General features: G+C 64.9%; 18 protein-coding genes. 10 read left to right on the top strand and 8 right to left on the bottom strand.

Going from position 1 to position 19,678, the window contains the following annotated elements:
• Positions 1-39: 39 nt before the first annotated feature.
• Positions 40-2,340: a GumC family protein gene (locus RAD10_RS32925; protein ID WP_461620667.1), complete on the bottom strand. Its 2,301-nt coding sequence runs from the start codon at positions 2,338-2,340 to the stop codon at positions 40-42.
• A gap of 205 nt (positions 2,341-2,545) precedes the next feature.
• Here RAD10_RS32925 and RAD10_RS32920 point away from each other — a divergent pair, with 205 nt between their 5' ends.
• The 4 genes from RAD10_RS32920 (at position 2,546) to RAD10_RS32905 (ending at position 6,753) form a co-directional block, all read left to right on the top strand.
• Entirely contained in the window at positions 2,546-3,679 is a 1,134-nt protein-coding gene (locus tag RAD10_RS32920) for a glycosyltransferase family 4 protein (protein ID WP_461620666.1), read from the top strand.
• 120 nt (positions 3,680-3,799) lie between these two features.
• Positions 3,800-5,347, top strand: coding sequence for an undecaprenyl-phosphate glucose phosphotransferase (locus RAD10_RS32915; RefSeq protein WP_461620665.1), 1,548 nt, complete (start codon positions 3,800-3,802; stop codon positions 5,345-5,347).
• 9 nt (positions 5,348-5,356) lie between these two features.
• The gene (locus RAD10_RS32910; RefSeq protein WP_179738869.1) at positions 5,357-5,503 is read left to right on the top strand and encodes a hypothetical protein; all 147 of its coding nucleotides are present in this window, start codon (positions 5,357-5,359) and stop codon (positions 5,501-5,503) included.
• Complete coding sequence (locus tag RAD10_RS32905) at positions 5,503-6,753, top strand: O-antigen ligase family protein (RefSeq protein ID WP_461620664.1); 1,251 nt, start codon at positions 5,503-5,505, stop codon at positions 6,751-6,753. Before RAD10_RS32910 ends, RAD10_RS32905 begins: the two co-directional genes overlap by 1 nt.
• Here the strand turns inward: RAD10_RS32905 and RAD10_RS32900 are convergent.
• Positions 6,728-7,198 (bottom strand): MarR family transcriptional regulator, encoded by a 471-nt coding sequence (locus RAD10_RS32900; RefSeq protein ID WP_049814971.1) that lies wholly within the window; start codon positions 7,196-7,198, stop codon positions 6,728-6,730. The genes RAD10_RS32905 and RAD10_RS32900 overlap by 26 nt on opposite strands.
• Positions 7,199-7,345: 147 nt before the next feature.
• Here RAD10_RS32900 and RAD10_RS32895 point away from each other — a divergent pair, with 147 nt between their 5' ends.
• Positions 7,346-8,542, top strand: a complete 1,197-nt coding sequence (locus RAD10_RS32895; protein ID WP_461620663.1) for an FAD-dependent monooxygenase — start codon at positions 7,346-7,348, stop codon at positions 8,540-8,542.
• 115 nt (positions 8,543-8,657) lie between these two features.
• Here the strand turns inward: RAD10_RS32895 and RAD10_RS32890 are convergent, their stop codons facing one another.
• Genes RAD10_RS32890 through RAD10_RS32880 form a run of 3 tightly spaced genes read right to left on the bottom strand, consistent with a single transcriptional unit; the run spans position 8,658 to position 11,438 of the window.
• On the bottom strand, positions 8,658-9,836 hold the full coding sequence (locus RAD10_RS32890; protein WP_461620662.1) for a saccharopine dehydrogenase family protein: 1,179 nt from the start codon (positions 9,834-9,836) through the stop codon (positions 8,658-8,660).
• 9 nt (positions 9,837-9,845) lie between these two features.
• Positions 9,846-10,628 (bottom strand): DUF169 domain-containing protein, encoded by a 783-nt coding sequence (locus tag RAD10_RS32885; RefSeq protein ID WP_461620661.1) that lies wholly within the window; start codon positions 10,626-10,628, stop codon positions 9,846-9,848.
• A 60-nt stretch (positions 10,629-10,688) separates the two neighbouring features.
• Positions 10,689-11,438, bottom strand: coding sequence for a YdcF family protein (locus tag RAD10_RS32880; RefSeq protein WP_461620660.1), 750 nt, complete (start codon positions 11,436-11,438; stop codon positions 10,689-10,691).
• Between the two features lie 185 nt (positions 11,439-11,623).
• On the opposite strand from RAD10_RS32880, the gene RAD10_RS32875 reads away from it, so the two are divergent.
• The 3 genes from RAD10_RS32875 to RAD10_RS32865 all read left to right on the top strand — a co-directional run bounded on the left by RAD10_RS32875 (position 11,624) and on the right by RAD10_RS32865 (position 13,579).
• On the top strand, positions 11,624-12,565 hold the full coding sequence (locus RAD10_RS32875) for an acetamidase/formamidase family protein (RefSeq protein ID WP_091965216.1): 942 nt from the start codon (positions 11,624-11,626) through the stop codon (positions 12,563-12,565).
• A 201-nt stretch (positions 12,566-12,766) separates the two neighbouring features.
• A complete protein-coding gene (locus tag RAD10_RS32870; protein ID WP_007603456.1) occupies positions 12,767-12,964 on the top strand; it encodes a hypothetical protein in 198 nt (65 codons plus the stop codon).
• A 72-nt stretch (positions 12,965-13,036) separates the two neighbouring features.
• Positions 13,037-13,579, top strand: coding sequence for a GcrA family cell cycle regulator (locus RAD10_RS32865; protein ID WP_165637703.1), 543 nt, complete (start codon positions 13,037-13,039; stop codon positions 13,577-13,579).
• 319 nt (positions 13,580-13,898) lie between these two features.
• Here RAD10_RS32865 and RAD10_RS32860 read toward each other — a convergent pair whose 3' ends face one another.
• Positions 13,899-15,455, bottom strand: a complete 1,557-nt coding sequence (locus tag RAD10_RS32860; protein ID WP_028141399.1) for a porin — start codon at positions 15,453-15,455, stop codon at positions 13,899-13,901.
• Positions 15,456-15,854: 399 nt separating this feature from the next.
• Here RAD10_RS32860 and RAD10_RS32855 point away from each other — a divergent pair, with 399 nt between their 5' ends.
• A complete protein-coding gene (locus RAD10_RS32855; RefSeq protein WP_026202299.1) occupies positions 15,855-16,361 on the top strand; it encodes a MarR family winged helix-turn-helix transcriptional regulator in 507 nt (168 codons plus the stop codon).
• A 16-nt stretch (positions 16,362-16,377) separates the two neighbouring features.
• Here RAD10_RS32855 and RAD10_RS32850 read toward each other — a convergent pair whose 3' ends face one another.
• Both RAD10_RS32850 and RAD10_RS32845 read right to left on the bottom strand, forming a co-directional pair.
• On the bottom strand, positions 16,378-17,493 hold the full coding sequence (locus RAD10_RS32850; protein ID WP_461620659.1) for an alpha/beta hydrolase family protein: 1,116 nt from the start codon (positions 17,491-17,493) through the stop codon (positions 16,378-16,380).
• 251 nt (positions 17,494-17,744) lie between these two features.
• Complete coding sequence (locus tag RAD10_RS32845; RefSeq protein ID WP_461620680.1) at positions 17,745-18,716, bottom strand: SDR family NAD(P)-dependent oxidoreductase; 972 nt, start codon at positions 18,714-18,716, stop codon at positions 17,745-17,747.
• A gap of 689 nt (positions 18,717-19,405) precedes the next feature.
• Here RAD10_RS32845 and RAD10_RS32840 point away from each other — a divergent pair.
• Positions 19,406-19,645: a hypothetical protein gene (locus RAD10_RS32840; RefSeq protein WP_461620658.1), complete on the top strand. Its 240-nt coding sequence runs from the start codon at positions 19,406-19,408 to the stop codon at positions 19,643-19,645.
• Positions 19,646-19,678 lie beyond the last annotated feature (33 nt).

The following is a 19,678-nucleotide window of genomic DNA, read 5'->3' as shown; positions in this document are numbered from 1 at the left end:
GCCCACCCTACGATTCCGAGTGCGCGGAGAAAGAAAAGCCTACGCCGCCACCACGCGCGGCGCATCCACCGCATCCGAAGCCTGCACCGGCTTGCTCAGCATCGTCACCTCGCTGAAGCCGACCGCCTTCAGCTGCTCGCACATCAGCGTGCGCGCATCGCTTGCCATCGAGGCATCGGGCACCACGACGGCGCGGGCATGCGCCGTCAGCAGCTCGGCCGGAAGGTCGGAGGCGCTGCCGGCGTCGATCAGCACGTGATCATAGGCGCGCAGCAGCGCGTCGATGGCGAGCGTCACCCGCGGCGATTGCAGCACGCTTCGGTCGAAGCCGGGACGGCCGGCCATGACGAGATGCAGCCGCGACAGCTTGTCCCGGGTGATGATTTGCGCGAACGACGCCTCGCCTTGCATCAGCTCGGCAAGGCCGGGCGCCGAAGCATCGACGGACACCGCGGCAATCGTGGGCGAGGACGCGGCGAGATCGACCACGACGACGCGCGCCTCGCGCGCCAGATGCCGGGCAAGCGTCAGCGTCGACAGCGTGATGGCTTCGCCGGAAGCGGTGCCGAGCACCGTGACCTTCCTCGCCGCCGCGCCCGCGGCGCGCAGGCTGCCGGCCAGATTTTCGATCTCGGTGAATTCGGTGACGTTGGCATCATCAGTCATCTCCGGCTGAAGCGGCGCGGGCTCCGCCATGACCGGATCGGCGATCGGCTCGACCTCGGGCCGGGCAACCGGCTGGACGACCGGCTGGACGACCGGTTCCTGGCGCAGCGGTGCCTGCGTTTGCACCGGGTTGAACGCGGCCACCGTGCGCGGCGCGGTCTGGCGCAGCAGCTCGCCGGTGACGACGACACCGGACGAGAGCAGCAGCGTCGCGATCGTCGCGATCAGCACGATCGGCAGCTTCTTCGGATAGGCCGGCGTGTTCGAGACGATGGCGCGCGAGATGATGCGGCCGTCGGTCGGCGCCGTGTCGATGGTCTCGCGGGTATTGGCCTCGCGGTACTTGGCCAGATACGTCTCGAGCAGATCGCGCTGCGCCTTCGCCTCGCGCTCCAGCGCGCGGAGCTGGACGTCCTGGCCGTTGGTCGAGGTCGCCTGCTTCTTGAGCTGCTCGAGGCTCACGGTCAGGCCATCGACCCGGCCGCCGGCGATCCGCGCGTCGCTTTCCAGCGAGCGCGAAATCTTGGCCGCCTCGTCGCGGATTTGATTGTCGAGATCGCCAAGCTGCGCCTTCAGCTCCTTGATCCGCGGGTGATTGCCAAGCAGCGTCGACGACTGCTCGGCGAGCTGCGCACGCAGCGTGACGCGCTGCTCGGACAACCGCCGCATCAATTCGGAGTTCACGACCTCGGAGGCCTCGATCGGCTTGCCGCTCTGGAGCATCTCGCGGATCAGGCGCGCCTTGGATTCCGCGTCTGCCTTCAGCGCGCGCGCATTGTTGAGCTGGGTGTTCACCTCGCCCATCTGCTGGTTCGACAGCGTGGTGTTGTTGGTGCCAACGAACAGGCTCGACTTGGAGCGGAAGTCCTCGACCCTGGCCTCGGCATCGGAGACCTTCTTGCGCAGGCTCTCGATCTCGCCGGCGAGCCACTGGCTGGCGTTCTTGGCCTGCTCCTGACGCGCGCCCTGCTGGAGCACGAGATAGCCGTCGGCGATCGAATTGGCGACGCGCGCGGCAAGGTCCGGATCGGCGGACTGGAATTCGACCACGATCACGCGCGACTTGTCGACGGCGTAGGCCTGGAGACGATCGTAATAGGCATCGAGCACGCGCTCTTCCGGCGTCATCGAAAACGGATCGCGACCGATACCGATCATCGCGGCCAGCGACTTCAGCGGCGAGATGCCTTGCAGCACCGGATCGAATTCGGGGCGTTCGGCGAGCTTGTTCTTCTTGATGATCTCCCGCGCCAGATCGCGCGACAGCACCAGCTGCACCTGGCTGGTGACGGCCTCGGCGTCGAGCGCCTGCCGCTCCTCGGTGCGGTCGCTGCTCGGGCGCAGGAACACGTTCTCGCGGCCATCGATGAGGATGCGCGATTCGGACTTGTAGCGCGGCGTGACGAGATTGACGACGGCGACGGATGCAACGAGCGCCAGCACCGTCGGCACGATGATCCAGCCGCGCTTGCGCGCCAATGCCGCGCCGAGCGCGTGCAGGTCGATATCGCCGGATTCGACGTGTGCCTGCTTGGTGACAACGGGCGCAGGCTTTGCTTCAAGCCTGACTTCAGCCTTGGTCTCAACCTTGGGCGCGGCTTCGGGTTTGGACTTCGAGACGGCCCGCGCAACCACGGCCTTGTCCTTGCCGGCACGCCAGAACGCTAAACGCATCGAACACTCCCGCAGGGGCAACGCCACTAAGCTAGCTCAACCGGGGCGATTACACTCCATTAAGGTTGCCGCTGGGTTAATCGCGGAATGCGGCGACGTGCGCAGGCGCACTCGTCACCGTTTGTTAACCACGAGGGCCCTTAATCCGTCTCGATATTTTCCTGGGAATTGTTCGGCATTCGCCGTCGAGCGCTGGTTTTGATTCATGCCCCCCTCTCCTGACCGGCCGCTTCGCATCCTGCACGCCGTGCGTGCTCCGGTCGGCGGCATTTTCCGCCACATCCTCGACGTCGCCAACGGCCAGGTCGATCGCGGCCACCATGTCGGCATTCTCGCCGACAGCCTCACCGGCGGCGAGCGCGCCGACAAGGCCCTTGCCGAGCTCGCGCCGCGGCTGAAGCTCGGCGTGCACCGGCTCGCGATCCGCCGCGAGCCGTCGCCGGACGATGTCCTGGTCTGGTTTCGCATGCGGCGCCTGATCGCCACGCTCAAGCCCGACGTCATGCACGGCCACGGCGCCAAGGCCGGCGCCTTCATCCGCATGCGGCGACGCTCCGACAACACCATCCGCATCTACACGCCGCATGGTGGCTCGCTGCATTATCCCCTCAACACCTTCAAGGGCGAGTTTTACGCGCGGCTGGAGCGGACGCTGATGGACGCGACCGACCTGTTCCTGTTCGAGAGCGCATTCGCCCGTGACACCTATCAACGCATCGTCGGCACGCCCAAGGGCGTGGTGCATTGCGTCTTCAACGGCGTCACGCCCGAGGAGTTCGAGCCTGTCGTGACCACCGAAGATGCGACCGACCTCGCCTATGTCGGCGAGTTCAGGCACATCAAGGGCGCCGATCTCCTGGTCGATGCCGTGGCGCGTCTGCACGAGGGCGGCAAGAAGGTCACGCTGACGCTTGGCGGCGACGGCGAGGAAACGGCGGCGCTGAAGGCGCAGGTCGAGAGGCTCGGCCTCACCCATGCGATCCGCTTCATCGGCCACGTCAAGGCACGCTACGGCTTCTCCAAGGGCCGGCTGCTGGTCGTCCCCTCGCGCGGCGATTCCATGCCCTATGTCGTGATCGAGGCCGGCGCGGCCGGCATTCCCATGATAGCGTCCCGCATCGGCGGCATCCCCGAGATCTTCGGCTCCGACAGCCCGGCCCTGTTCGCGCCGAGCGATTCCGAGGCCATGGCCGAGGCGATCGCGGCCGCGCTCGCTGATCCCACAGCAACGGCGCAACGCGCCGTGTCCTTGCGCGAACGCATCTCGGCGCATTTCTCGCAAGCCGCCATGGTCGACGGCGTGATCGCCGGCTATCGCGACGCATTTGCCAATCATTAACCATCCTTAAGCCCGCTTTAGAAAATCTTCCGATTTGTTCGATAATCGAAGGACCAGGGGATGCCGCCCGGGGCGCCAACGCTATTGGCCCGCGGGTGCTTGAAATGGACGTGGACGCCCGTGGAACCGCTCAACGCACGCTCGATGCTCGATGCCGCGACCAGCGCCGCGGCGAAACCCGCTGACCAACCCTTCGTGGAGCGCCGCCGCCGGCTCTCGCCCGCAGCCCTCGACGTCGTCAACCAGAAGGTCGCCCGCGCCTATTCGCCGATCGTGATCGCCGGCTTCGTGCGCGTCGCCGACTTCGCGCTGCTGAGCCTCGTCGGTATCGCGCTCTATGTCGGCTATGTCATGCCGCTCTCCGGCTTCAGCTGGGTCTATCCCGCCGAGGTCATCGCCGTATCGATCGCGGCCGTGGTCTGCTTCCAGGCCGCCGACATCTACCAGGTGCAGCTGTTCCGCGGGCAGCTCCGGCAGATGACCCGGATGATCTCGTCCTGGTCGTTCGTCTTCCTGCTGTTCATCGGCATCTCGTTCTTCGCCAAATACGGCAGCGAAATCTCGCGGCTGTGGCTTGCCGCCTTCTATTTCCTCGGGCTCGCCGCGCTGCTCGCCGAGCGCCTGGTGCTGCGCTCGCTGGTGCGCGGCTGGGCGCGCCAGGGCCGGCTCGACCGCCGCACCATCATCGTCGGCTCCGACAGCAATGGCGAGCAGCTGGTCGAAGCGCTGAAGGCGCAGGAGGATTCCGACATCCACGTGCTCGGTGTGTTCGACGACCGCAACGACAGCCGCGCGCTCGACACCTGCGCCGGCGCGCGCAAGCTCGGCAAGGTCGACGACATCGTCGAATTCGCCCGCCGCACCCGCGTCGATCTCGTGCTGTTCGCGCTGCCGATCTCGGCGGAGACGCGCATCCTCGAAATGCTGAAGAAGCTCTGGGTGCTCCCGGTCGACATCCGCCTCTCCGCGCACACCAACAAGCTGCGCTTCCGGCCCCGCTCCTATTCCTATCTCGGCGAGGTGCCGACACTCGACGTGTTCGAGGCGCCGATCACCGACTGGGATCTGGTGATGAAATGGCTGTTCGACCGCATCGTCGGCAGTCTCGCGCTGCTCGTGGCGCTGCCGGTGATGGGACTGGTGGCGCTGGCGGTGAAGCTCGACAGCCCCGGCCCGGCGCTGTTCCGCCAGAAGCGCTTCGGCTTCAACAACGAGCGCATCGACGTCTACAAGTTCCGCTCGATGTACCACCATCAGGCAGATCCGACAGCCTCCAAGGTCGTGACCAAGAACGATCCGCGCGTCACCCGCGTCGGCCGCTTCATCCGCAAGTCCAGCCTCGACGAGCTGCCGCAGCTCTTCAACGTGGTGTTCTCCGGCAACCTCTCCCTGGTCGGTCCGCGCCCGCATGCGGTGCAGGGCAAGCTGCAGAGCCGGCTGTTCGACGAGGCCGTCGACGGCTATTTCGCCCGCCACCGCGTCAAGCCCGGCATCACCGGCTGGGCCCAGATCAACGGCTGGCGCGGCGAGATCGACAACGAAGAGAAGATCCAGAAGCGCGTCGAGTTCGACCTCTATTACATCGAGAACTGGTCGGTGCTGTTCGACCTCTACATTCTCCTGAAGACGCCGATCTCGCTGCTGACCAAGAACGAGAACGCGTATTGAGTTTCCGTCATGCCCCGGCTTGACCGGGGCATCCAGTACGCCGCAGCGGCAGCTGTTTTGCGCAATGGCCGCCACGGCGTACTGGATCGCCCGGTCGAGCCGGGCGATGACAGCGGAATTTGTGACGACGAGTTGCGTAAGCGTATGAGCATGTGATGGCGTATGCGGCGACAGCCGGTGGAGTGAACGTAGCCGTGCCGGCTGCGGCGGGCGTGCTGGCCCTACAGCGCGCACTGGTGTGGCTGGTCGGCGCCTCCGGCGCGGTCGTCTTCATCGAGCCGAGCCCCTACGAGATCATGACGCTGCTCGCGGCCGTCACATTCTTCGCCACCGGCCTGCGGCTGCGGCTCGCGCTGATGCCGCTGGTGCTGATGCTGGTCCTGCTCAATGTCGGCTACACCATCAGCGCGATCCCGCTGTTCGAGCAGTCCGAGGTGGTGAGCTGGATCGCGACCTCCTGGTACATGGCGGTGACCGTGGTGTTCTTCGCGATGGTCACGTCCGAGGATACCGAGGCCCGGCTCGACATGCTCCGCCGCGGCCTCGTGGTCGGCGCGATGATCGCCTCGCTGCTGGCGGTCGCCGGCTATTTCCACCTGGTGCCCGGCGGCAACGACCTTCTCACACTCTACGGCCGCGCGCGCGGCACGTTCAAGGACCCGAACGTGCTCGGCGCCTTCCTGATCCTGCCCGCGCTGTTTGCGCTGCAGAGCGTGGTTTCGGACAGACTGGGGAAGGCGTTCCGCAACGTCATCGCCTTCGGCATCATGTCGCTCGCGATCCTGCTCGCCTTCTCGCGTGCCGCCTGGGGCGGCCTGGTGCTGACCTCCGCCTTCATGCTGGCGCTGATGGTGCTGACCAGCCGCACCAACGCGCAGCGCTCGCGCATCATCATCATGGCGATCGTGGCCGCGGTACTGGGGCTCGCGCTGATCGCGGTGCTGCTGTCGTTCGATTCCACCGCCGAGATGTTCAAGCAGCGCGCGAGCTTCGACCAGAGCTACGACGAGGGCCGCTTCGGCCGGTTCGGCCGCCACATCCTCGGTGCGGAGATGGCGCTCGACCTGCCGTTCGGCATCGGCCCGCTGCAATTCCACCGTTTCTTCCCCGAGGACACCCACAATTCCTATCTCAACGCCTTCATGTCCGGCGGCTGGCTCTCCGGCGTGTGTTATCCCGCGCTGGTCTTCACCACCGTCATCATGGGCTTCCGGCACATCTTCGTCCCGGTGCCCTGGCAACGTGCTTATCTCGCAGTGTTCGCCGCCTTCGTCGGCACCGTCGGCGAAAGCTTCGTGATCGACACCGACCACTGGCGGCACTTCTGGATGATGCTGGGCGCGATGTGGGGCATGATCGCGGCCGCGCAGATCTACAAGATCAGGGACGACGCTTCTTCAACTTGAGAGCCGGACGCTTTTCCGGTGGCGTGTCGAGCAGGCCCTTCAGCGCCTCGGTCGCCGCGAGCACACCCTTGTAGCCTTCGTTGGCGAAACGCAGCAGCAGCCGCAATTCCTCGTCGGAATAGCCGCCGAATACCTTCTCCATCGCCTGCTGCATCGGCACGTAGAATTGGCCGATCTTCATCGCCGCGTCCGGCACGACGGCGATGAAGACCTTGCGGCGGTCTTTCTCATCCCGCTCACGGCGCACCAGGCCGGCCTTTTCGAGCCGGTCGACCACGCCGGTGATGGCGCCCGTCGTGAGGCCCGTGACCTCGGCGAGCCTCCCTGCGGTGACGCGTCCCTCGAGATACAGGATGTCCATGCATTCGAGATCGGAATTGGCAATTCCGGCAACGTTGGCAACGGTTTGGCCATAGAGCACGCCCTGCGCCGACGACCGGCGCATCGCCTCCTCGAGCTCCTGCAGCAGCGCGTTGCGCGCCTTCGTCCTTGACAAGGCCCACCTCATATCTTACGCGATATATATCTTAGCCACTAAGAGATTTAGCAACCGTAATTCCTCCTAGCACCACGGAAACGTCGGGAGCAAGCCATGTCCTATCGACCACGCAAGGCCCTGATCATCGGCGCCGGCATTGCCGGACCCGTGGCCGCGATCCTGCTCCGCCGCGCCGGCATCGAGTCCGCGATCTACGAGGCCTGGCCCTATTCCAAGGGCATCGGCGGCGGCCTGCAGATCGCGCCGAACGGCATGCATGTGATGGACGAGATCGGGCTGGCGAACGAATTGATCAGCCGCGGCTCGGTCGCGGAGGCCTTCGACTTCTATTCGCAGGGCGGCGCGAGGCTCGGCTCGATCAACCGCGACATGGAGCGGCGCTTCGGGCAGCCCGCGGTGAACGTCTGCCGCGCCACGCTGAACGAGATCCTGATCGACAAGGCCTGGTGCGCCTGCGTTTCGCTCTATTTCGAGAAGCGCTTGATCAAGATCGAGGACCGCGGCGACCAGCCGATCATCGCCTATTTCGCCGACGGCACCACGGCCGAGGGTGACTTCCTGATCGGCGCCGACGGCGTGCACTCGATCACACGTCGACAGGTGGTGCCGGACGGACCGCAGCCGTTCAACACCGGACTGATCGGCTTCGGCGGCTTCGTGCCGCACGCCGTGCTCGACGGCAGACCGATCGGCCGCCACGTCGAGACCACGTTCGGCCAGAGCGGCTTCTTCGGCTACGGCTATTGCAGCCCCGATCCCACGGACGGCGTCATGTGGTGGAGCACGCAGCCCGCGCACGGCATGGACGCCGCGATGTTCCGGGCGCTCGACCCGTCGACGCTGAAGCAGCATCTGCGCGGCTTCCACCGCGGCTGGCACGATCCGATCCCCGATATCATCGAGGCCGCCGAGAACATCGTGGTCACCGACACGCTCGACGTCGCGACCCTGCCGACCTGGTCGCGCAAGCGCTCGCTGCTGATCGGCGATGCCGCGCATGCGACCAGTCCTCACGCCGGCCAGGGCGCCTCGCTGGCGCTCGAGGACGCGATGCGGCTTGCCCGCCTGATGCAGGAGGGCCAGGAACTCGGCGCCACCTTCCAGGCCTTCGAGGCCGAGCGTCGTCCGCGCACCGAGAAGATCGTCGCCATGGCGCGCCGCAACGGCAACAGCAAGCGCGAGTTCAGCGCCACCGGCGCGTGGGTGCGCAATCAGATGCTGAAATGGCTATTGCCGCTAGGATCAAAGAGCATGGAGTTCATGTACGCCTACGACGCGCGGGCGGTGTAAGCGGCACCAACGCTGCCGTAGGGTGGGCAAAGGCGCAACGCGCCCACCATCTCTCTCCAATCGGGACAATGGTGGGCACGGCGCGTTGCGCCTTTGCCCACCCTACGGCACCGAGCTAGCTCTCCACGGTGAACGTCAGCCCAGCGTTCTCGACCAGCCGCTTGATCAGCTTGTGCTGCATCGCCGCACCCGGGGTCCAGAAGCCCGCGGCAACATCGCTCGCATCACGCAGCAGGCAGATCGCGCATTCGGAGATCATCTTCGAGGTCGAACCATAGCCGGGATCGCGGTCGCCGGTGACGCCGGCGCGGACCTGACGGCCGTCCGGCGCGATCGCAACATAGAGCAGATTGAACAGACCGTTCTCGCGCTCTTCCTTCGACGGCCCCTCGCCCGGCTTCGGCGCGTTCGGGCCGGTCTTCTCGGCATTGACCGCCATCACGCGCTTCGCGTTGGCCTCGCCCTTCTCGCCGGGACCGGTCAGGACCATCTCGTCGTAGACGAAGTCCTGGCCGTAGGGAAAGCCCATCAGCATGTTGGAGCGATGGACGTTGCGTGTGTTGATCAGTGCCATCATGAACGGCGCGGCCCAGGATTGCAGATCCTCCTCGTAGGCCGCTCTGTTGCCTTTCGGCTGCTTCGGACCGCTAAATCCGGGCGTCAACGCAAAATGGTCGTTGAGAATGGCGACGAGGCTGAGATCCTTGGCGACGGCATCGAAGGTCGCTTTCGCGCTCGCTGCGGTACCGCCTGACAGCGTGCCGCGCATGTCGCGCACGCGGCCCTTGACGCGCGCGGCCGGCGCGCCGAACACGCGCCTGGCCTCTTCCTGCACGAAGAACGTGCCAAGCTCGAACGGCACGGAATCATAGCCGCAGGAAAACACGATGCGCGCGCCGCTCGCCTTGGCCGCCGCATCGTACTTGTCGATCATCTGGCGCATCCAGACCGGCTCGCCACAGAGATCGAAATAGTCTGTGCCCGCAGCGATGCAGGCCGCGAGCAGGTCCTCGCCATAGAATTGATACGGTCCGACCGTCGTGATCACCGATCTGGTCTGCGCCACCATCGCCTTCAGCGAGGCTGCGTCCGACGCATCCGCCACGATCAGCGGCGTATCCGCGGGCGCGCCGATCGCGTCGCGCACCGATTTGAGCTTGTCGAGGCTGCGGCCTGCCATCGCCCATGTCAGCGCCTTATCGTCCTTGTAGTGTGCCGCCAGATACTCGGCGACGAGCTGGCCGGTGAAACCGGTCGCGCCGTAGACGACGATGTCGAATTTCGCAGAGCTCATGACTGGCCTTTACTTCTTCGCGTAACTCACGCCCATGCCGGCACGGACGTCGCTTTGAATGCCATAGGGCGGGATCGGATAGCGCAGGCCGTTCTTGGCCAGCGCCTTCATGCCTTCAATTGCCTTGGCGAGATGCGACGGCTTCAAGGCCATCAGCATCTCCTCGTCCGGCACGCCGCCATAGCGCCGTTCGGCATAGCATGGCAAGGACAGGCTGGGCTCCCCCGACTTGAGCGCCCGCCCCCAGGAATCCGCGCAAGCTGTCTCGCCGACGACGCCCCATTCGAACTTCTTGTAGCCGGTATATTGCAGCCCGTTGATCAGGATGATCATCTGCCCGGGGGTCGCATAAACCAGGCAGATGTCGGGCGGATCGAGCCGGCCACTGGCGAGCGGACTGACGGCGAGCGCCTGATACTGTCCGAACGGAACCACGTCCAGGGCCTCCTGGCGCTTGCGCGCGTCTTCCGCGGTGCCGTGCCAGACCCCGACATAATTTTCGCCGGCGAGCCATTTGTCGTCCTGGGGGCTGAGCCCGATCACCGCGCGGCACTGTGCGCCGACAAGGTCGTCGGCGGTGATGCCGACGGTCCAGCCCAGGCGCGCAGCCATGCTGACGATCTGATCGGTGGTGTGGATCGCGTTCGGCCGCCGGATTTTCGGGATCGCCTCCATCTCTGCCGCTTGCGCGAACAGCTTCATGCCGATCACAGTCGTCTTCAGCCGCAGGAGGCCGTTGAGATCGGCGACGACGCCGCCAAGATCGATGCTGTCTGCACTTTGCTGTTGCATGGCTTCCTCCGGCCCGGCGATCGTGCGCCGGCGCTGTGTTCTTATTTTGCAGCTCTCGTTCTAGTCCTTGCCCGGTCCCGGAAGCAACTCGCCGGTCCGGCCCATCAGGCGGTAGGCGACCAGGCCGATCCACTCGCGCACCGCAACTTCGGTTCGGCCCAGCCCGTCCGCGCCCATATTGGTGAAGGAGAAGAGATCGTCACGCCCGCCCATCCGCCAGTCCACCGGATAGGCTTCGACGTCAAATCCGGCCTTGCGGAAGATCCCCATCGAGCGCGGCATGTGGAAGGCCGATGTCACCAGAAGCCAGCGCTCGCCCGGCTTCGGCGTTACCAGCTGTTTCGTGAAGATCGCATTCTCCCAGGTGTTGCGGGAATTGCGCTCGAGGATCAGGCGCTGCTTCGGTATGCCGAGATTTTCCAGGATCGGCGCGGAGTAGTCGGCCTCCCTGGCGTCGGTCGCGACCAGGTTCGCGGTCCCCCCGGTAAACACGATGCGCGCATTCGGATAGCGGCGCGCGAGCTCGGCCGGCGCAAACAGACGATCGGCAGCGTGCGCGACCACGGGCGTGCGATGCGCCGCCGACAGATCGGTGTCGACCGAGCCGCCGAGCACGATGATGCCATCGGGCGCGCCGCGCGCGGGGTCCCACGCCGGAAAGCGCGACTCCAGCGGATAGATCAGGAGATTGCCGAGCGGCGAGAACGCCGCCAGCGCCAGCAGCACGAGCGTGGTCACCGCAAGCTTGCGGCCGAGCGCGGCAAAGCGCGTCGCCATCAGCAGCAGCGAGACGATGCCGAGCTCGACCATGAAGTTGATCGGCAGCAGCGCGGTGCCAAGCGTCTTGGAAAGGACGAAAAACAGGGGAGCCTCGCTGGAATGAACTGGCCGGTCCGCGCGGGGCTTGACCTGCCCGGCGATCTTCAGAAATCTTCTTGAAAGAGGATCGATCGCCGGGTCAAGCCCGGCCTGATGAAAGCGACCGGACGCGGCAAATGACCCATCACCACCTGCATTCCAGCTCCAAAACCTGCCATTGGGGCTTCTTCGAAGCCGCGCTCAAGCCCGTGCTGACGATCAAAAGCGGCGACGAGGTGACGGTCGACACCATCAGCGGCGGCCCCGACATGCTGCCCGACCGCGACAAGTTTCACATTCCCCCCGAGATGTTCGAGGTTCACGCCAACAACGAGCGCATGCTGCCCGGCCACATCCTCACCGGCCCGATCGCGGTCGAAGGCGCCGAGCCCGGCGACGTGCTCGCGGTCGAGATCCTCGACGTCCAGCTCCGGCAGGACTGGGGCTGGAACATGATCAAGCCGCTGTCCGGCACCCTGCCCGACGATTTCCACGAGACCCGCATCCTCAACATCCCGCTCGACCGGGCGCGGATGGTCGGCCGCATGCCGTGGGGCCTCGATCTGCCGCTCAAGCCGTTCTTCGGCGTGATGGGCGTGTCGCCGCCCCCTGGCTGGGGCCGTATCTCCTCGCTGATCCCGCGCGCGATGGGCGGCAATCTCGACAACAAGGAACTCGGCGCCGGCGCGACGCTTTATTTGCCGGTGTTCGTGCCGGGGGCGATGTTCTCCTGCGGCGACGGCCATGGCGTGCAGGGCGACGGCGAGGTCTGCGTCACCGCGATCGAGACCGCGCTGCAGGGCCGCTTCCGCCTGACGCTGCGCAAGGACCTGAAGTTCGACTATCCCCGCGCCGAGACGGCGACCCACTACATGACCATGGCGATGGATCCCGACCTCGACCAGTGCGTCGTGCGCGCGCTGCGGGACATGATCGCGCTGCTCGGCGAGCGGCGAAACCTGTCGCGCGAGGATGCCTACACGCTGTGCAGCCTGGCCGCCGATCTCAGGGTGACCCAGACCGTCAACGGCGCCAAGGGCATCCATTGCATGATCGAAAAGGCGATCGTGCACGGCTGAGCCGGCCCGCTCCTCCCCGACCTGTCAACGCTGCGCCGCCGCCCGATGCTTCGCGCGGCGCGCCCGGCCGTGGCTATTTTCCCGTGCGATTCCAATACGCTGAGCGTCAAGCTCAAGCTGTATTTGACTTCCACCCCCGAACCTAAATAGAGTCTTAATCGTTACTTTTATGTACCCGAGTAAGAGGCTAGCGTTCGGGCCATGGCCACCGAAAAAGCCGAGACTGACCGTATTCCCGTAACCTTGGCGCTCTCGACCATCACCTATCTGGAGAAGCTGGTGAGACAGGGCACCCACGGCACCAGCGTTCCCGGCGTCGCACGTACCCTGATCGAGGAAGGCATCCGTCTCGCCATCAAGGACGGGCTTTTGTCGATTCGCGACAATGGCAGGACGTGAGGGCGCGCCGGACGTGAACGGACGGATCTCGGCAAGGCGGATGGCCACATCTGCAACCTGGGACCGTGACACATGCCTGTTCTCTCACCAACGTCTTCACCGACCTGTTCTGCGCCGACGTCTTCCTCAAGCACTTATTCCGCGACGACTTATTCCTCAAAAACCTGGACCGACGAGCGCATCGAACTTCTGAAGCGCCATTTCGAGGCCGGCCTCTCCTGCCGCGAGATCGCCGCCGATATCGGCGTCAGCCGCAACGCGGTGATCGGCAAGCTGTCCCGCCTCAATCTCACGCGCGGCCGCACCATCGACGAGCGCAAGGTTCAGGACAGGCCGGCGCGGGCGCCGAGAGCCGTGCCGCGGCTGCAATATGAGATGCTCGCCACGATCTATGGCGACACCGACGCACCCGTGGCCACAGGTCCGATCGACGACGCCAATCGCTGCTCGCTGATGGAGCTGGCCGAGAACCGCTGCCGCTGGCCGATCTCGACGCCGGGCGCCGAGGATTTCTGCTTCTGCGGCAACGCCGCGCCCGACGCTCAGCCCTATTGCGCCGGCCACAGCCGCCTCGCCTACCGGCCAAACTCACGCGCTCGCGTGATGCGCGGTTAGCATCTGTTTGACGCGTTTTCTTGACGCGAACCGGTATCCACTTCGCTCGAAAACGCCGTGCCTCCCAAAAACGAAAAACCTCCGGCGGGGCATCGCCGGAGGTTTCTGGAGGCTTAGCGTGAAGCTAAGAGCCGCAACTTTCGTATTTGGCTTGGAGATATATAGCTTAGTAACTCATGTAAGTAAATAAATCTGAGGCGATTGAATCGCATAGCTCGTCTTCGCCGTCTGCACGGTCGGACGGATTGCGAAGATCTCCGCAAACAAAAAGCCCCGGCGGTCTCCCGCCGGGGCCCTGTCGCATCGAGGGACGTTAAGCTTACCAGTTGCGCTGGGCGCGCAGCAGCATGCTGTAGGTGTCCTGGTCCTTCAGCTCGTAGGTCGCCGCCGGCTTGGCGACGCCCGTCAGTGCGCCTGTCGTGATCACGCCCGAATACTTCTGGTCGAGATGGCTGTAGGTGAAGTCAGCCGAGAAGGTCAGGTTCTTCACCGGCGTCCAGCGGGTGATGACACCGACCTGCCCGATGTTGAAGTCCGGGTTGCAGGAGCCGGTCAGGGTGGCGAACGCCGCGCTGCCGCAGATCATGCTCTTCGCCGTGCCGCTGTAGTTGACCGCAGCCCACGCGCCGTAGAGCGCCGTGTTCCAGTACGGGCTCCAGTTGTGGGTGAAGGCACCCCGGAAGCCGTAGGTCTTGGTCAGCTCGAGCTGGCCGCCTGGTCCGAACACCGCGTCGGACACGCCGGCGAAGCCGATGCTCTGATAGGCGGCGTTCGAGCTGCCGAACATCGAGTAGCTGGTCGCGGCCAGCTCCTGGAAGTTGTAGCGGCTCGCGCCTTCGGTGTAGACGCCCGAGATGTTGATCACGTCGCCGGCGCCGGTCGGGATGTTCTTGATGCCCAACGCGAGCTGAACGGCCCAGCCCCACTTGTCTTCGGGATGACCGGTGGCTTCGGTCGCACCGTAATAGCCGACATGGTTGTCATGCGCGGCGACCGACGCCTGGAACAGGCCCCAGGCCTGGTCGACGCGAACCATGGCGACGAGATCGGGCGAGCGGGTGCCGCCGATGTCGTTCGAGCCGTAAGCACCGCCGAGAACGCCGGTGGTGGACATACCCGCAGTGTTCCAGATGTTGGTCTGGAACACCTGCGTCTGATCCTGCGCCGAGAACGCGGCCGTCACACCCTGGCCGAAATCGGCGGTGTAGGTGAACTGAGTCACGCCGTTGGTGGTGCCGCTGCCGCCGACGAGCTGGTCGAAGTTGTTGCCGGGATAGTTGATCCAGGGCGCGTCGAACTGCGACACGGCCTTACCCATGGTGAAGCCGGCGAACTGGACGAAGGCGTAGTAGACGCCGAGCGCGCCGCCGGAGAGATTGCCGTCGGTGCCGTTGATGTTGCCGCCGCTCGAGCCGGTGAGGCCGGTGCCGGCCGCGTTGAGGCCGATCGTGCCGCTGTACTGGGTCGCCCCCGTACCCGAACCGGTGCCGCCATAGCTGCCGGTCGTCCAGGTGAAGACCGCGTCGAAATAGGTGCGGACCACGCCGTACTCGGTCGCGGTGCGCGTGTCGATGTTGAGGTCTTCACGAGCGCGCATCGAGTAGTAGTTGGTGAGGCGGTTGTTGGCCGCGAACACGCCGTTGTACTGGGCGCTGTAATTGCCGCCGGCGTTGAGCGCCACTTCGGCACGCACATAGCCGCCGAGCTTGATGCAGGTGTCGCTGCCCGGGATGTAGTAGAAGCCCGCGCCGTACAGCGTGCAGATCTTGACGTACTCGACTGCCTTGGCCTTGACCGGAAGATCGGCCGCCTGGGCTCCACCGACGGCGATCAGGCCCGCCGCAGTGCCGAGCAAAAGGCTCTTCACCACTTTCATCTTAAAACCTCCAAGTTGCTCATTTTACGGAGACCGGACCGTGAGGCCCCCCAAGATCCCCGTCTCTATCAATCCGCTCGGCCGCTTTCGGACACACCCGCTTCGACGCGAGCAACGTGAGCGAACCACCTGCAACGGGACGATCGAGTACCCCCCACCGTCAGGAGCCAATATGCCTGCGTCGTTCGCTAATCAAAATACTTTATTAAGTCAGCTTTCCGGTTTTCGCTAAGCCTGTGCCCCACGCGCAACACCGGGGCCGGCCAATCGCTGAGCTGATCATCTTTGTAGTTTTAGTGACGAAATTACCCTGCCCTGCACTTGCGTCAGAGCAGGCTTGCGTGGACTATGGCCCTCCACGAACACCGGCCTGAACAATCGGTTCACGGGAGTGACGCTGTGTCCGCGACGAGGAAAGAAGGAGCGCGCCTGCGCTCGATCGGCAATCTGGATATCATCAGGCGCTTCACCTGGGAGATATCGTCGATCAACATGTATCTGGAGGAGCTGCGTCAGTTCTGGGCGAAGACACTCGGCATCAGCGGCCCGCAATGGCTGATCCTGATGGCCATCTCCGACCTCGACAAGGACGACGGCATTCCGGTCAACGTGGTCTCCAAGCTCCTCCACGTCGATCCGTCCTTCGTCACCACCCAGTCCAAGCTGCTCGAAAAGAAGGGCCTGCTGCGCCGTCGCCCCTCGCCGACCGACGCCAGGGTGGTCCGGCTGTCCCTGACCGACAAGACCCAGAAGCACATCGCAAGCCTCAACGAGCAGTACAAGACGATCCGCGAATTCGTCTTCCAGGAGTTCGACGAGAACGAATTGACGGAATTCACCGGCAAGCTCGCGACGCTGAAGAACCGCCTCCAGAAAGCCTGCGTCCGGATCTCGCTCGACTTTTGAAGCTTTGGTGCGGCGCTCAGATCCGCCGCGCGGCAGTGCCGAGCCGAGATTCGAGCCAGTCGAAGATGTATTCGTTGGCAAGGCTCGGATTGTCCGCATGGGCCTGCGCCGCGCCGGTCTCGGCCGCGGTGAACACCTTCAGCATGACATCCGAGGTGGCGAGCCGGGAGCTCTCGACGATCTGACGCGCCCGGTCGGCCTTGAGCCAGCCGTCCTCGCCGAGCGTGATCAGCACCGGACAGTCGGCGCTGGAGGCCATCAGCGGCGCATGCGGCACCGGCACGATGCTGACATCGCTCATCGCGAATCGGCTGGAAAAGAAGGCTCGCTCGTGCAGGTCCCACAGGCCGCCGTCGCAGACGGCGGCGGCGAGCCGCGGCTCCTGCAACACCGCGCGCGCCACGAAGGACGAGCCCCAGCCGTCGGCGATGATCCCGACCCGGGCGAAATCGATGTCGCCGCGCGTCTCCAGATAATCCATCACGCCGGGAATCGCGCTCTCGAGATCCCGCCGCCGCAACAGCGCGTCGAGATAGTCGTCGCGCTGGTCGCCGAGCAGGTCGAGCGCCAGCATCGAGAATCCACGCTCGCGCGCATGCGGCACGAGCTTGAACAGGAATTCCTCCTTGCGATGGCCGGGCTCGCCGATGCAGATCACGGTCGGAGCCCGCCCGCTTCCCGACGGCGCGGGAAGGAAGTAGCCCTGCAACGCATGTCCGTCGAGCCAGGGGATCGTCACGACTTCGCCGGCCGGGCCGCGCGCCGCGAGGTAGCGGCGGGCACATTCCTGCATCGCGAGCACGGCAACCCAGCGGCGCTCGTCGGCCGGGTCGAGCGGCATCGCCGCCGCACCGTAGTAGTTCATGGCGCGGAGCCAGTTGCGCTGCGCGCTCGCCATGTGGCCTTCCGCGAACGCGGCCTCGGCGCGCTGCCGATTGGCCTGCGCCAGCTTCTTCCACTCGCGATGCCAGGACCGGTCGTCACCGCGCTTCAGCTGCCGCGCGATCATCAGGCATTCGGCAATCGTAGCGCCGCCCTCCTGGGCCGCGGTCAAGAGCCGCGTAAATTCAGCGGAGATGTCCTCCCGCTCCGGGCAAAGGATCCAGTCGTCGGAGAGGCATGCGGGAATCATCGGAGCTACGCTCTATCATCGCGTTGTCCCGGATTGACTAAACTATTTCAGTTGACCGACCAAGCAGCCGTGCACCGAATGAGAGCCGTTCGAGATCACCATCGCTTGAACGAAACGGTCCGCTCGCATGCGTGACATTCCAATTCGTCATGAGACGATGAACATTGGCAGGAGGTGGCACGTACAATTACCTGCGCGCCTCTTGCCATGATGATTATCATACCTATATCGGCGCGCCTTTCGAGGCGATCTCAACCGAGCCGCCAGCCGACCTCCTGCGTAAAGCTTTCGTAGAAGGCGCGGTCATAGGCCTGCTCCGGCGTGGCACGCACGCGTTCGTCGAGTCGCCCAGCGTCCTCGCCGACGAGGATGCGCCAGCGCTCCGCCTTGACCCCGTCGAGGATGATCTTCGCGGCTTGCGCAGCCGTGGTCGGCGCATCCTCCAGGAAGCTGCGGGCGCGCTCAGCGAACGCCGCCTGGATGTCCTCGTCCGACATCTTGTCGGCATCCGGCACGCCGGCCGCGACCATCCGCTTGCGGGTCAGCGCGACCTCGTCCGCGTTGAGCCGCTCCGATCCGTCGGCGCTCTGCACCTTGCGTGAATTGGAGACGATCGAGGTGCCGATGTGACCGGGCATCACCACCGAGCATTTGACGTGCGGGGCGTGCAGGCGGAGGTCGTTGATCAGCGCTTCGGTAAATCCCTTCACCGCGAACTTGGCCGAGCTGTAGGCGGTGTGCGCCTGGCCCATGCCGATCGAGGCCCAGAAGCCGTTGACGCTCGCGGTGTTGACGATGTGGGCCTCGTCCGCCGCGACCAGCATCGGCAGGAAGGTGCGCACGCCGAGATAGACGCCGCCCCAGCAGATGTTGAAGGTGCGCTCCCACTGCTCGCGCGTGTTGGTGAACAGGCTGCCGCCGCCGCCAATGCCGGCATTGTTGAACAGCAGGTGGATCCTGTCGGTCTTCTGCTGCTCGGCGAGCTCCTCGCGAAAACGCTTCAGGTGATCCTCGATCGAGACGTCGGCGACATGCGTCGTGACCCGCAGGCCCTGCGGCAGCTTCTCGATCTCGCACAGCCGCTTGGTCTCCGCCATCGCCGCCTCGGAGACGTCGCACATCGCGACATTGCAGCCTTCGGCAACGAGTTGCCGCGCGAGCTCGCGCCCCATTCCCGTGCCGCCGCCGGTGATGACTGCGATCTTTCCTGCGAAATCCTTCATGGGACTTTCGGCCCCTCCCTTGTCGGTATGTTTCTTCGTCATCGCGCACTCACTGGAGCGCGCACGAAATGTAGCAGCGCCGCATCCGCAAATGAAAGCGGATCGGCGATGCAATCTTCGGCATCAGTTATTTCGGCGTGCGGACTATTGGCAGCCGCTTCGACGCGCGATCCGTTCAACGCACCGAGCGCCTCGACTGCCTTGCGAGTCGCGGCTTGTTCAGTGGGGCTAACACATATCGTGTGAATAATGCTTCGGCATCGGTGGTCGGCTCCCTCTCCCGCTTGCGGGGGAGGGCTGGGGTGGGGGTCTCTCCGCAATGGGATTGTCGAGAATTGCGGAGGCTATCCCAGCGCGGTGAGAACCCTCACCCGCCGCGCTCGGGACGATGCTTCGCATCGCCCGAGGCTCGTCGGCCTCTCCCGCAAGCGGGAGAGGCGGAGCCAACTCGCAGGCGATGCCCGTGAAGTGCGCCCGGCGCGCCCTCCGGAATCCAGCATTCGTACTGGCCCGGTTCCCGTATTTCTCCGGCTTCGGTTTATGGGTAATTTTTTTACAATCCGAATCGTCAAATGGACTCCGGACGCTGGGACGAGTCGGCCAGGCCAGCGTGTTGTTTGCGCGTCACAGGCTCTGGCACTCCGCTTGCATCCTCTTCGTGGTCTGAAACTACCGATGAGGTGACAGGAATGTTCGTGACCGTCGTTGCCGTGCTCTGCCGGCTGAGTGCAGCCAGCTCAGGCAGTTGCATCGAGGAAATCGTGACCGACAGCAACATGACGCCCGAGATGTCGTTGATGCAATGTGCGATCGGCGCACAGGCGCCGTTGGCGAAATGGATGGGCGAGCATCCGATCTATCGCGCCAATTGGCGCCTGGATCGGTACAAATGCGTGCCCGGCCATTACGAGATCAAGGGCCACGCCTAAGACCCCGCAAAACTACTGATCCGAAGACGACGG

Source organism: Bradyrhizobium sp. 23AC (genome assembly GCF_054863025.1).
Note: the sequence above shows the minus strand (reverse complement) of the source record. Positions and strands in the feature narration are given on the sequence as shown.